Origin of the sequence: Marinobacter salexigens, from assembly GCF_002806945.1 — a bacterium.
In the GTDB taxonomy this organism is placed as follows: domain Bacteria; phylum Pseudomonadota; class Gammaproteobacteria; order Pseudomonadales; family Oleiphilaceae; genus Marinobacter; species Marinobacter salexigens.
The window spans coordinates 364,114-377,318 of sequence record NZ_NIHC01000003.1 but is presented as its reverse complement, the minus strand read 5'-3'; the positions used below and the strand labels follow the sequence as shown (position 1 = coordinate 377,318).

The following is a 13,205-nucleotide window of genomic DNA, read 5'->3' as shown; positions in this document are numbered from 1 at the left end:
GCCCTGAACCTGAGCCGGCTGGCTAACGCTCCGGACACACCTCAACTTTGTCTCGCCCGCCAGTTTTAGCCTTGTAAAGCATTTCATCCGCAAGCTTCAACAATTTTTGCGGCTCGTCGGTACTGGCGGGCCATGAGGCGACACCAATGGACAGGGTCAGGGAGCCCAGATTCTTGCCTTCAAATACGACCGGCTTGTTTCGCACGGCCTCTCGCAGTTGCTCGGCCCGCTCCCTTGCACCCTCTATATCTGAATCTGGCAGAATCACCACAAACTCTTCACCACCATAACGGCAGACAACATCACTGCCGCGAAAACGGGTTCCTAATACCGAAGCAAAAGCCTTCAGAGCTGCGTCCCCCGCTTCATGGCCGTGGGTATCGTTAAAGCGTTTGAAATGATCAACATCCAACAATAACAGTGATAAAGGAGCGCCTTTACGTAAAGCCACTGTGGCTTCGTGCTCCAATAGCTGATCGAAATAACGTCGATTTTTCAACCCGGTCAGAGCGTCTTCATAAGAGAAGCGATGCAGTTCTTCCTTGAGAGAAATACCTGAAAGGGTCACTCCGATACGTTCAGCCACCAGGTTAATGGAGGACATCAGTCTTGCGGCGCCATCCTCAGTCCGCCCGGAGTTGCTGATGCTGCCAGCCTCCAGAAGCAACAAGCTTTCTGGTGCCGCTCCATGGCTCATAAACTCAACATTGATGGAGAAACACACCAATCCTTTATAGGCTCTGCATGCCGGCCCGCCCTCACCCAGAGAGCCCGCCGTCAGGCGAACGGGGCCCGGTATATTATCGAGAGCATCAACCACAGGTTCCAGCTCAGGAAGTTCACCGCCATAACCCCAGTGCGCTAGCCGTTCGTATCCGCCGCTACTGGTTCGCCGGTACATCATGCCCTTTAGCGGGTTGCAGAGCTTGGGCATTGCTTCAGTGAGAAACTGGAACGCCAGATCAAGGCTCGCACAGGCCTGTAGTTCAGCAATAACCTCAGCAAAGATCTGGCTTTTCTCATTTTCAAACGCCAACAAGCTCGCCCTGGCCTGCTCACGCTGCAAAAGCGTCTCTGCCTTTTCAGTTCGTTCAGCCACCTGCTGCTCCAATGTTACCGTCAACTCCTGCAAGGCTCTTTGAGTCATCGCATAGTGCCTTAACGAAATAATTACCACAGCCAGCGTGAACAAGAGCAAGCCAAGGCTGACCGGCACCTTCACCCATGGCAAAAATCCATGTGCCACCCCCATATCAATAACCAACAGGGCGCTGAATACACCACACGCCAATACGAGAACCTTTTGCTCCGCCGTCATCGAGCCGAAGCGAGGCACCGTAATTGCACCCATCATAAGGAGAGAGAGCAGGAGCAGAACATCAAACGCGGGGAAGGTAGACGACAAGGCTAAAAAGCCTGCCAGTGAAAGGCCGAGTGCAGCAACTGCATAGGCAAGATGCAGCGTCCAGATCAACTTTATAACCCGGGGCTGGCGGTCTTCCAGCCACTGCTCCAGCATGAGCCACAGGGCAACCGGCAGCAGGTAGTAACTTCCCGCAGCCAGGTAATTCCATAACAGAGCATCGGACACAACCAGCAGCGCGGCCTGACTTTCTGCCAAAAGCATAACGGAGGACGCCAATGCGAACAGGCCGATGCTGGAAAACGTCTTTCTGTCATTCTGCAGCACAGAGAAGATCAGTGCGAACAAGGCCACTAGCAAGGAAAACCCGGCCACCAGCAATGCTTCGAGGGAGTTCTGGAGAACATGCAAAATCAGCTCGGAACGCTCCATGAGGCTCACTTCGCCCCAGAGTCCGATATCCGTATAGTCAGAAAAAACGCGAAAATACAGCGTCTTGTTCTCGTAACCCTCTGGCAGGGTAATACTGTGCCATGGCCAGCCTTCAAACTTACCCCGCCCATCCTTGTCGAAGGTGCCGTACTGATAGATGTTCTCGCCGTCCAACCACACCTGAACAATCAGATCGACGCTTAAAATGTAAAGCGCGGGGTTTTGCCAGTCACCAGCAGGCAGGGTTACCCGGAACCAAACCTGATCAGCACCGTTCCGGCCCGGAGGGTTTGAGGGTATATCAGTGGCGTGCCATTGCTCCGGTTGTTGTGCAACGGACCAATCAGGCTTGCCATCTTTGTTGAAGGGCAAGTCTCCCCAGCGGTATTCCCAGCCTTCAGATAAAGGCTGCGGGGTTGCAGAAACAACAGGCACCTGCCCGCCCAGCAAGCCGAGCAGGATAATCAGGATTTTAAGACAGCGTGCGGGTATTGGCACGGGAATCCCGGCGTTAATGGCTTTACGGGCAAGTATAATGCACTCTGCTCGAACGTGTACAGAAAACAGACACTCAGCCACACTAAAGCCGGAATTACAGGATCAAGAAGCGGCCCTGCAACCTCAACCCCGGGACCCGGGCTTTACAGGCCGGATTTCAGTTTTTCCCAATACCTGGCATACACCTGCAAAGCTTCATCCCCTATGTCGGTCTGAAACTCGGCATTCACCATGTCTTCCGGCGTTGGGTAGCTGGCACGATCTCCGGCGACGTCATCGTCCAACAGTTCCCTTGCGGATAACACCGGCGTGGCGTAGCCAATATCTTCACTGATCAACGCTGCGATTTCCGGCTGCAGCAAAAAGCTGATGAACTGGTGGGCCGCATCCGGATTCTTGGCATTCTTCGGAATCACGAAGCTGTCCAGCCAGGCAATAACGCCTTCTTCCGGATACACATACTCCAGCGCTTCCATGCTCTCCTTACCCATAACGGCTTCGCCGTTCCAGATCATGCCTACATCCGCCTCACCTTCGAGGAACGGCATGCGGGGCGCATCCGAGTTGAACGTGCGCACGGAGGGCATCAGTTCTGTCAGCTTTTCATAGGCTTCTTCAATTTGCCGGGGGTCGGTGCTGTTACCGGGATAGCCCAGCACCCGCAGGCTCATATGAAAGACTTCACGCATATCGTTGGTCAGGTTCACCTTGCCTTTGAAGCGCTCATCCCAAAGATCCGCCCATGCGGTAACTGGCTCGCCATCAATATCGGCGGTGTCCACGCCAATGCCAGTGGTGCCCCAGAGATAAGGCACGCTGTACTGGTTGCCCGGGTCGATATCCAGGCCCGTGAGCTCCGGATCCAGCTGATCAAAACCACTGATCTTGTTTTGATCAATCGGCATCAACAGTCCTTCATTACGCATTTTGCTGACGTAGTAGGTTGAAGGCACGGCCAGGTCGTAGGCGGCACTTTCATCCAGCAACTTCAAACGGGCGTACATGGCCTCGTTGCTGTCGTAGGTGGTGTAAACCACTTTGATGCCGGTTTCGTCCTGAAAGCGGGTCAGCACCTCCTGTGGCATGTATTCCGACCAGTTATACAGATTGAGCACCTGCGGATCATCAGAACTACAGCCAGTCAGCCCCAGAGCCAGCATGCCGGCCAGTACGATTTTCTTCATTGTTTACTCCTTGAAAGAATCCATTGCGACAACATCAGCATCACCAGAGAGAACACCAGTAACAGAGTGCCAAGTGCGTTTACTTCAGGTTTAAGCCCCACGCGCACCATCGAGTAAATGCGCAAAGGAAGAATTTCATAACTCGGGCCACTCACAAAGGTACTCACTACCACATCATCCATGGAGAGTGTGAAACCGAGCAGCCAGCCTGCCATTAATGCTGGCATGATAACCGGAATCAGCACGGTGCGGGTCATAGTGAAGTCGCTGGCACCAAGATCCCGCGCGGCCTCAGGCAGGCGCTCATCAAAACCACTGAGCCGGGCCATCACCGTTATTACCACGAAGGGCAGGCAGAATGTCACATGAGCTAGCAGCAGGGATACATAGCCAAGCTTCAGGCCCAGCAGCAGAAACAGCCCAAGCAATGAAATAGCCAGCACAATTTCCGGCGACATCATCACCACAAAAAGCATGCCGTTCAGTACTTTTTTGCCACGGAAGCGATAGCGGTGCAGAGCCAGTGCTGTAAGAGCGCCAATGATCGTGGATACCGTCGCCGCAGTTAGTGCCAGCCACAGTGAATTCCACATGGCCTGCACCATGGCGTGATTATTAAACAGGGATTCGTACCAGCGCAGACTAAAACCGCCCCAGCTGTAACCCGTGCGGGAGTCATTAAAGGAAAACACCACCAGCACCACAATGGGCACATACAGCAGCAAATACACCAGAGTGAGGTAACTGCGGGATAGCCAGCGCATCAGGCGCCCTCCTCGCCCAGACGGCGTTTACTCAGGCGGTGAGCAAACATCAACAACGCCATGGTAAGAGTAAGCACGATGCTGGCAGCGGCACCAAAGGGCCAGTTGCGGGCATCCAGAAACTGGTTTTTGATCACGTTACCTACCAGCAGATTGCGCGAGCCGCCCAGAATGTCCGGCACAAAGAACAAGCCCATGGCCGGCAGCAATACCAACATTACGCCTGCGAGCACTCCCGGCAACGTCAGAGGCACAACCACATTTTTAAAGGTAGCCAGGCGACCCGCGCCCAAATCGTGAGAAGCGAGGAGTACATCCTGCCGCAAATCTTCAAATACCGAGTACAGGGGCAGTATCATAAAGGGCAGCAGCAAATACACCAGGCCGACGATCACTGCACCTTCGGTGTACAACAGCTGCGCTGGCTCGTCGATTATACCCAAAGACATAAGCGCGCTGTTCAACAAGCCGTTGGTCGCCAGAATCAGCTTCAAGGCATAGGTCCGCACCAGAGAGTTTGTCCAGAAAGGCACAATCAACAGGAAGATCAACAGCATTTGCCGGCGTTTTTCCACCCGCGACAGGGCCCAGGCAAAGGGGTAGCCGATGAGCAGGCAAATCAATGTCGTTAATGCTGCCATGTACAGGGAGTGAAGAAACACGTCCAGATACAGGGGGTTGAACAGTTGCCGGTAGGCATCCAGGTTCAGCGGCAGGGAAATAAAGGTAGAAGGATTCCGCGTCATCACGCTGGCCCCTACCACAAGCATATTGGGCGCCAGTACCAGGAACAGCAGCCAACCCCACACCAGCACCAGGACAGCCGCTCTGAACGGCTGCTGCTTAATGCTCTGCATCATCGGCTGCCAGCTCCTCTTCGTCGGTGAGTGGTTCATCGCCCTCTTCCGCCAGCAACCATTCCCAGCCATCAACCCAGCTGACGCGCACCCGCTCGCCAATGCTGTAATCGAATGCAGGATCGTCTTCATCAAAGAATTCGCTGGCCATTACCTGGCTGCCGTCTTCCAGTTCAATCACCGAATCCAGGGTGCTGCCTTTGTAGTTGCGCTCAACAATCTTGCCGGCCACGCCTTCGGTATCATCCGGCGCGAGCACGCGTATATCTTCCGGGCGCAGTAACACGTGCAGTGATTGATTCATGGCAACACGGAACGATGGTTTGCGCAGGTCACGGTTCAGGCCAAACACATTCACACTGATACGCTCGCCCTCGATTTTCGTCACCCGGCCAGGGAAAAAGTTGGTCTGGCCCACAAAGCGTGCCGTAAACACATTCGCCGGGCGCTCATAGACTTCGCGAGGTGTGCCTAGCTGCTGGATCTGCCCGTCTTTGAGTACCACAATTCGATCAGACATGGACAGCGCTTCTTCCTGATCGTGGGTGACGAACACGAAGGTTATGCCCAGCTCCCGCTGCAAGCGTTTTAGCTCCACCTGCATTGTGCGGCGTAATTTGTAGTCCAGGGCAGAGAGAGGCTCATCCAGCAACAGCATTTTCGGCCGTTTGACCACTGCCCGGGCAATGGCAACGCGCTGCTGCTGGCCGCCGGAAAGCTGATGCGGTTTGCGTTTGGTAAAGTCTTCCAACTGCACCATCGCCAGAGCTTCTTCAACTCGCTCAGCTATTTCAGCTTTCGGCCGTTTTTCCATTTTCAGACCGTAGGCCACATTGTCGAACACCGTCATGTGGGGGAACAACGCGTAGTTCTGGAATACGGTATTAAGCGGGCGGCTTTCAGGTGGCGTCAGGGTGATATCAACGCCCGACAGGGTAACGGTGCCTTCGTCTGGATGTTCAAACCCCGCCATCATGCGCAACAAGGTGGTTTTACCACAGCCGGAAGGGCCCAAAAGGGTTATGAACTCGCCATCACCAATCGTAAGGCTGAGTTCATCCAGTACGGCCTTGCCATCAAACTGCTTGCTGATGCCGCTCAGCGATAGGAGTGTCTTAGTCATCAGCCCTGCCTAAAGATCAAGATAGCCGCGCATTTTTTCAGAAACTACGCCGCATAAAAAGGGAAGTGCGGGATTTTCGCACTACAGTTCAGAGGGTTGTTCGGCAATGAGCGCACCCTGGCTTGCACAGCAGCCAGGGTGCAGACGGCGGGGGGTCAGTCGGTAGCAATACTGTTCAGATACGCCTTATCTGAAATGTTCGTCCACTGGCGAACCTGTTTCAGGTAGCCGAAATGGGAGTCAATAATTTCCTTTGCCAGCTCGTCTTTTTCCGATGCCTCAGCTAACAGTTTGTTGGTCGCATCGCGCATCGCATCAATAACTTCCGGTGGGAAGGTCTTGTGCGTTACGTCCGGATAGTCTTCTTTCATGCGATCCCAAGCTACGCCGCTTTCGTGCGTGGTTTGAATATACATATCATAAGCCGCGGTACGCATCGCGATACGCAAGATTGCCTGCAGGTCTTCTGGCAGTTTGTTCCAGCTTTTTTCGTTAATCAGAAACTGTACTTCCGCGCCCGGCTCCTGCCAGCCTGAGTAGTAATACTTGGCGATCTGGTGGAAACCCATAGGAAAGTCGAGCGCAGGCCCTACCCACTCAACGGCATCAACTGTGCCGCGCTCAAGTGCAGTATAAAGCTCTCCGGGAGGCAGGTTGGTTACCGCAACGCCGAGTTCCGCCATTACTTCGCCTGCAAAACCCGGGGTGCGCATTTTCAAGCCCTTGAGATCCGCTACGGAGTTGATTTCCTTGTTGAACCAACCACCCATCTGGTTACCGGTATTGCCGCCCGGGAAAGACAGCAGGCCGAATGGTTCATAAACCCTCTGCATCAGCTCCATGCCTTCATCGTGGTAGAACCAGGCATACATTTCCGGTGCAATCAGGCCAAACGGTATTGTGGTGAAGTACATGGCATTGGGGATTGTGCCCTTATAATAATAAGAGGCCGTATGACCCATATCGTACTGGCCGTTGCGAACCAGGTCGAAAATACCGAAAGGTGCCTTGTGCTTGTTGGAGCTGTCGATACGGATTTTAAGACGGCCGCCCGACATTTCTTCGGCCATTTGGGCCATATTTTCAGTGGTTTCACCAAGAATCGGCGAGTTAGGCCCCCAGGTTTGCGCCAGTCGAAGGGTGTAGTTATCCGCTGCAACGCCAAGCGAACTAACAGAAAACAACAGCGTTACCGCTGCCATTCTGAAAAGACGAGTCATCATTATTAGCACCATTTATCGTTTTTGATTGATCTCATTGTGGTCATTCAGACATCTGCAATACTAGCCCGTGATTCCCCCCAACGCCAAGCGTTGTTACCCATGGTTCAATAACCAGGCGTGGCCCAAGTTAACTGACCAGGCTGCGAATGAAAATCGCCGGCCGAACCGGAAGGTCCACAAGACGCCTTAAAAGACGCCACTTAAGGCGATCCGAGCGCCCCGACCAGTTGGCCGGCAGGCTGATTTCCATCATCAGGTTAGGTCCAACCTTGACCATTTTCACCTGTTCCGGTGCCAACCCGACAGAACTGAGGGCTTCGTGAACCTCCTCCACAACCTCTGCCGGCGGTGCTGCCAGTAATAACTCGCGCACGGCACCCACCGTCATTTTCACGGGGACCAGTATGAAATAGGCTGATATTACGATCATCATTAGCGGGTCTGCGTACACCGCCCATACCGACAAACTGCCCTGCTCCAACCACCAGGCAATGCCAAACCCCATCAACACCGCGGCACTGAGAACAGAATCCATAAACCATTGCTTCTGCTCGGCCACAAGCAATCCGGAAGCTTCCCGACGCTCGGCCCACTTCAGGTAAACCCAAACGGCGGCACACCCAAGAACACTCACAGCGGCAAACACCAACGCCTTGTCGGCACTGACAGCACGGCCACCCTCAAACACCGCGGCAATGGCAGAAGCCAAAGACAGCACACACACCAGCGTAATCACCATCCCCTTGATGGCAATCACCAGGGGCTCAACCGCACCCCGGCCGAACGGATACTCCTTGCTGGCCGGGCGGCGTACAATGCGCGCCGCGTACAACGACAGGAGCGACAGCAGCAGGCTGACTAATGAATAGGCGCCGTCGAATAAAATAACCAGCGAATCAATCCACAAACCCCAGGTAATGCCGGCCAGAGCAAACAGGCCCGCGGCTACCGCAGACAAACTCAGCGCCATGTTTTCCCGCGCTATAAACTTAAACATTTTGATCTCCCGTAAGTTACCGGCATATTATCGCTGTATAGCTGACAGCGTGAGTCAGCCAGCGACGGAAAAACCGTCGGAACAGGAGCTTTTTTTGAAAACCTCACAAATCAAAGTGTTTCTGACTGTGGTTCGCCATGGCTCCATAGCTGCAGCGGCCCGGGAGCTTAACCGCAGCCGCACCACCGTAAGCACGGCCCTGGCGGCGCTGGAAGACGAGCTGGGAGTGGCGTTGTTCGAGCGCAGTGGCAACCAATTGCAGCTAACGACCATCGGCCACGCTATCGTTACGGACTGCCGTCGATTTGATCAGGCCGCCAGCCAGATTGTCGCACGCTGCCAGCACCACCTCAGCGGTGCCGAGTCGGTTTTGCGTATAGCCCGGGACGACTCCATTCCAGAGCCCGTATGGCGAGACCTGCTGCGCCGGCTCAAGATCCGCTTTCCCCAGACCAGTCTTTCCGTGTATCTCAGCACGCCCCGGGAACTGCCACCGCTGGTTAAGAACCAGTCTGTGGATGTAGCCTACGGCCTTATGCCTGCATTGGTGAGTGAAGGCTATCAATGGTTCCGGGAACTTGCCGATGTGCGCATGCTGACGGTTGCCGCCCCGGATCATCCCCTGAGCCAGCTCAAACGGGTTACTCAGGACGATCTCATTAGTTATACCGAAGTCACGCTGGCTTTTATGCAAAACGACCGACTGGAAGCCGAGTCTCCGGAAACCGCCAATTACCTGGCCTTCACCATGTATGAGCTGATTCGGGATGCGGTGATTGATGGCGCCGGCTGGGCAGACTTACCCCTACCGTTGATAGCGGATGCCCTGAAACAGGAGAAACTCAAGATTGTTCGCCACCGTAGCGCACGTTGGTGGAAAGTGTTCAGCGCACTGGAATCGGAACAGGCACAGGGCGGGGCGGTTGTGGGCTGGCTGGCGGAAGAGTTGGCACAGTACCTGGAAACAATGGAATAGGCATCATGCTGCTGCCGGCTTGCTGCGCCCCGACCAAGCCGACCAGGAATAAATCCCCAGCGCTATCCAGATCATCACAAAGCTCGTTAACTTTTCCGAACTCAGTGGCTCGCTGAACACCAGTAGCGCGATCAGAAACTGGATCGATGGATTGATGTACATCAGAAAGCCGACGGTCGAAAGGCGCAATCTGCGGGCCGCGCCGGCAAAGGCAAGCAGAGGCACTGCGGTAACTATGCCACTGGACATCAGCAGGAGTGTGGTCGCGGTGCCCTCCCCGAAGTGGGACACCCCGGCGTAGCTGAGCGCCGAGAGCGCAAGAAGACCAACGGGCAACAGCAGAAGGGTCTCCACAAACAAGCCGGAAAGTCCGTCCAAAGCTACTTGTTTGCGAAGCAAGCCATAGGTTCCGAAACTGAACGCCAATACCAGGGTTATCCAGGGCACTACGCCGAGTAGAAACAGCTGATATAGAATTGCGATGGTTGCCAGCACCACGGCCACTATTTGAAGCCGGGAAATACTCTCCTTCAGCACCAGCATGCCCAACCCGACATTCACCAGAGGTGTAAGAAAGTAACCAAGGCTGGCTTGCAGTACCTGCCGGCTCTCAACGGCATAAATGTACACACCCCAGTTCACCGCGATAAGCACGGCACAACCAAGCACATACCCTAGCCGGGAAGGCTGCGCCAACGCCGCTTTTACTGGCGGCCAACGCTTCATGAAGGTAACAATCACCGCCAGAAACACACAGGACCACAACACACGGTGAATCACCACTTCCCAAGCTGGCACGCCTTCAAACAACGCAAAATAGAGCGGAAAACAACCCCACATAATGTAGGCAGACAAACCGTATGCAACGCCTTTACTGGTTTCCGGCAGGGCCATTAAATAGCTTCCTTATCATGCTTTGCTAATGAATTTAACATACCTGAAGGGTTACGCACCTTGGTAATATGTCTTAGTCTGACCAAATACTCATATAGTAAGGAGAACCTGTTATGAAAAGCGCGCAGGATTTTGTTGCAGAAGCAAGGCAAGAAATTCAGGAAATTGCCCTGGAAGAAGCCGACAGCGCTATTCAAGCCGCAGACCTGCTGCTGGATGTTCGCGATGGCGATGAATATCGGCAAAGCCACATTCCTCACTCCACAAACGTTTCCCGGGGCTTGTTGGAATTTAAATTCAGCAACGACCCGGCGCTGGCAAACCGGGATATGAAAATCGTGCTTTATTGCAAAAACTCAGGCCGCTCAGCGCTGTGTGCGAAAGCCCTTAAGGAAATGGGTTACCTGCACGTGCAGTCCATTGAGGGTGGGTTTGATGCTTGGCAGGAGGCTGGAAAACCAATAACCAAACGGGAACTGCCGGCCTTCGACTAAACGTTGCTATACTGGACCAATACCCCGATAATATGACGCCAATGACTACTGGTAAAAGCGACTACACCATTCCTGTGCGGGGTATTGATCCCGACTCTGCGGAGCCTGCGGCTACTGCAGTGTCGGGCGCTGATGCAGGGCTCCAGACGATTCTCGATAATCTTGACGCCATGGTATACGTGGCAGACTTCGAAACGCATGAACTGCTGTATATGAATGCTTATGGCCGAAATGCAATGGGCAACAATATCCGACAAGGCCAAAAGTGCTGGCAAGTTCTGCAAAATGCCGATGGCCCCTGCAACTTCTGCACAAACCACCTGTTAATTGACAGTTCCGGCAATGCCACCGGCATCCATGTATGGGAATTTCAGAACACAGTAGATAAGCACTGGTACCAGTGCAGGGATCAGGCGATCAGGTGGACTGACGGGCGTTTGGTTCGCCTGGAAATCGCCACCGATATTACCGACCGGAAAAAAATGGAAGTTGCCCTGAAAGATGCTCAGCAAAAAGCAGAAAAGGCCTCCCTGCAGGACGAGCTGACACTGCTGAATAACCGCAGAGCTTTTTTCCAGTTTGGGGGGCAGCTTCTGAAGCAGGCGCGACGGCGCAACACGCCTGTCTCTGCGATCATGTTTGATCTGGATCATTTCAAACAAACCAACGACAACCACGGCCATGAGGCCGGAGATGCGGTACTCCGGGAGGTGGGTAGCATGCTCCGGGCAAGAGTGCGGGAATCCGACATAGCCGCACGCATCGGAGGCGAAGAATTTGCCGTGCTACTGCCCGACACCCCTCAGGACCAGGCCATGGAACTGGCGGAGCGGCTGCGTACAACGCTTCAGGAGCTCAAGGTTCTCTATAAAGCAACAGAGCTCAAACCAACCGCCAGTTTCGGTGTCGCCATTCTGTCGGCAGATGATGACCGCCTGGAGGCACTGCTGTCGCGGGCCGATGAAGCCATGTACCTCTCCAAAGCCAAAGGCCGAAACAGATTACACCTCTTCCGGGAGTTCGGAAGCGCCACTCCAGACAAGACCTGAGGTAACGCTCCTGGAGCGCCTAGGGCCGTCGCGTAACGGCCATTGTCAGGCGCGAAATGCAGGTGGTTTTACCCTCTTCGTTCGACATGCGAATTTCCCACACCTGGGTCGTACTTCCAATATGCAGGGGCCTGGCTGTTCCATACACCCAGCCCTTGGTAACAGGGCGTATGTGGTTGGCATTGACTTCAAGCCCTACCGCAACGGTGTCGGGATCTTTCAGGCAGCAATTTGCAGCCATGCTTCCCAGCGTTTCCGCCAGAACCACCGAAGCACCTCCATGTAAAATGCCAAACGGTTGAACCGTGCGCTCATCAACCGGCATGCGGCCGGTCACATAATCATCTCCAATTTCAGTGTATTCGATGCCCATGTGGGTGACTGCGGTGTTTGCACTGGCCTTGGCCAAATGCTCAAGATCCGGTGTACGGGTCCAGATAGCCATACTGATTAAACTCTCTGACTGGTTGAGTGAATTGTCCCAAAAACATTTAGGCTAAAGAGACAGGTAACGGGCCGTGTATTCGCTTATAAGCTCATCCAGACGACCTGCATGAATCGCGGTATACAGACGATCTGCAATGCGCTCTCGGAACTCAAACGTATTGCAGCTTGAACTCTTGGAAAACGTAAAGAACAGCCCCTCTTTGCTGACAGGTACATCCAAGGCTACAAATTCATCTGCCAGCCCCAGGCGCTGTAACTTTACCTGCCCCTGTAATCGCTCATACAGAACGTAATCTATACGCCCGGCATTTGCCATTTCAAAAGACTGCTCGATGGTTCGCACACCAACAATTTGCAAGTTCTCTTCTGCATAGCGGTCGAAACCCTGTCCAAAGCTATTGTTGATCAGCGTGCCTCCCCGCTTGCCCTGCAAATCGGGCCAGTGGCGGTACTCGAATGCCTTACCTTTAGGCACCCAAATGGACGCAGCCAGATTGGTAAACGGCGGCAGAAGGTAGTCCATGTGCCGGATGCGCTCAGAGGTTATGAAGGCGCCGGCAACCATATCCAGTTCGCCGATCTTGGCCAGGCGCTGAACCCGCGCCCAAGACCCGAGGTTCTCGACCTCAAGCTCAACCCCAAGGGATTCAAGAATCTCTCCCAGCAACGCAGTGACTGCTCCCGTGAGATGTTCTGGCACTCCGGGATCTGCCCATAGCAATGGTGGATACTCCGGATTACCGCTTGCGGTCAGTTTTTTGCAATTGGGCGCATCCGCCGCTCCGACTTTACCGATAACCATAAGCGTTAGCAGCAAAGTGAACATTCTGACAAAGACAGTACGTATCTTTATTTTATGGGCAAAAACGTGAATGACCATACTGCTCCCTGGTATCAAGCCATT

At 54.0% G+C, this 13,205-nt stretch carries 13 protein-coding genes; 3 read left to right on the top strand and 10 right to left on the bottom strand.

Going from position 1 to position 13,205, the window contains the following annotated elements:
* Positions 1-22: 22 nt before the first annotated feature.
* The 7 genes from CDH47_RS06660 to CDH47_RS06630 all read right to left on the bottom strand — a co-directional run bounded on the left by CDH47_RS06660 (position 23) and on the right by CDH47_RS06630 (position 8,441).
* Complete coding sequence (locus tag CDH47_RS06660; RefSeq protein ID WP_239985617.1) at positions 23-2,374, bottom strand: GGDEF domain-containing protein; 2,352 nt, start codon at positions 2,372-2,374, stop codon at positions 23-25.
* Between the two features lie 62 nt (positions 2,375-2,436).
* Positions 2,437-3,477, bottom strand: a complete 1,041-nt coding sequence (locus CDH47_RS06655) for an extracellular solute-binding protein (protein ID WP_100639071.1) — start codon at positions 3,475-3,477, stop codon at positions 2,437-2,439.
* Complete coding sequence (potC, locus tag CDH47_RS06650; protein WP_193601590.1) at positions 3,474-4,241, bottom strand: spermidine/putrescine ABC transporter permease PotC; 768 nt, start codon at positions 4,239-4,241, stop codon at positions 3,474-3,476. The genes CDH47_RS06655 and potC overlap by 4 nt, the downstream gene beginning before the upstream one ends.
* Positions 4,241-5,101, bottom strand: coding sequence for a spermidine/putrescine ABC transporter permease PotB (gene potB / locus CDH47_RS06645; protein WP_100639069.1), 861 nt, complete (start codon positions 5,099-5,101; stop codon positions 4,241-4,243). Before potB ends, potC begins: the two co-directional genes overlap by 1 nt.
* Positions 5,085-6,221: a spermidine/putrescine ABC transporter ATP-binding protein PotA gene (gene potA / locus CDH47_RS06640; RefSeq protein WP_100639068.1), complete on the bottom strand. Its 1,137-nt coding sequence runs from the start codon at positions 6,219-6,221 to the stop codon at positions 5,085-5,087. The genes potB and potA overlap by 17 nt, the downstream gene beginning before the upstream one ends.
* A 155-nt stretch (positions 6,222-6,376) precedes the next feature.
* Positions 6,377-7,423 (bottom strand): TRAP transporter substrate-binding protein, encoded by a 1,047-nt coding sequence (locus tag CDH47_RS06635; RefSeq protein WP_420843668.1) that lies wholly within the window; start codon positions 7,421-7,423, stop codon positions 6,377-6,379.
* 148 nt (positions 7,424-7,571) lie between these two features.
* Entirely contained in the window at positions 7,572-8,441 is an 870-nt protein-coding gene (locus CDH47_RS06630; RefSeq protein WP_100639067.1) for a cation diffusion facilitator family transporter, read from the bottom strand.
* Between the two features lie 94 nt (positions 8,442-8,535).
* Between CDH47_RS06630 and CDH47_RS06625 the strand changes: the two genes are divergently transcribed.
* On the top strand, positions 8,536-9,417 hold the full coding sequence (locus CDH47_RS06625; protein ID WP_100639066.1) for a LysR family transcriptional regulator: 882 nt from the start codon (positions 8,536-8,538) through the stop codon (positions 9,415-9,417).
* Between the two features lie 3 nt (positions 9,418-9,420).
* Here CDH47_RS06625 and rarD read toward each other — a convergent pair whose 3' ends face one another.
* On the bottom strand, positions 9,421-10,311 hold the full coding sequence (rarD, locus tag CDH47_RS06620) for an EamA family transporter RarD (protein WP_100639065.1): 891 nt from the start codon (positions 10,309-10,311) through the stop codon (positions 9,421-9,423).
* A gap of 113 nt (positions 10,312-10,424) precedes the next feature.
* On the opposite strand from rarD, the gene CDH47_RS06615 reads away from it, so the two are divergent.
* Together CDH47_RS06615 and CDH47_RS06610 are read left to right on the top strand one after the other, a co-directional pair.
* Positions 10,425-10,805 carry a rhodanese-like domain-containing protein gene (locus tag CDH47_RS06615; protein WP_100639064.1) on the top strand — a complete coding sequence of 127 codons (381 nt, stop codon included), beginning with the start codon at positions 10,425-10,427 and terminating at the stop codon, positions 10,803-10,805.
* A 41-nt stretch (positions 10,806-10,846) separates the two neighbouring features.
* Positions 10,847-11,854 (top strand): sensor domain-containing diguanylate cyclase, encoded by a 1,008-nt coding sequence (locus CDH47_RS06610; protein ID WP_100639063.1) that lies wholly within the window; start codon positions 10,847-10,849, stop codon positions 11,852-11,854.
* Positions 11,855-11,873: 19 nt separating this feature from the next.
* Here the strand turns inward: CDH47_RS06610 and CDH47_RS06605 are convergent, their stop codons facing one another.
* Together CDH47_RS06605 and CDH47_RS06600 are read right to left on the bottom strand one after the other, a co-directional pair.
* On the bottom strand, positions 11,874-12,299 hold the full coding sequence (locus CDH47_RS06605) for a hotdog fold thioesterase (RefSeq protein WP_100639062.1): 426 nt from the start codon (positions 12,297-12,299) through the stop codon (positions 11,874-11,876).
* A gap of 51 nt (positions 12,300-12,350) precedes the next feature.
* On the bottom strand, positions 12,351-13,181 hold the full coding sequence (locus CDH47_RS06600) for a substrate-binding periplasmic protein (RefSeq protein WP_239985615.1): 831 nt from the start codon (positions 13,179-13,181) through the stop codon (positions 12,351-12,353).
* Positions 13,182-13,205: the final 24 nt, after the last annotated feature.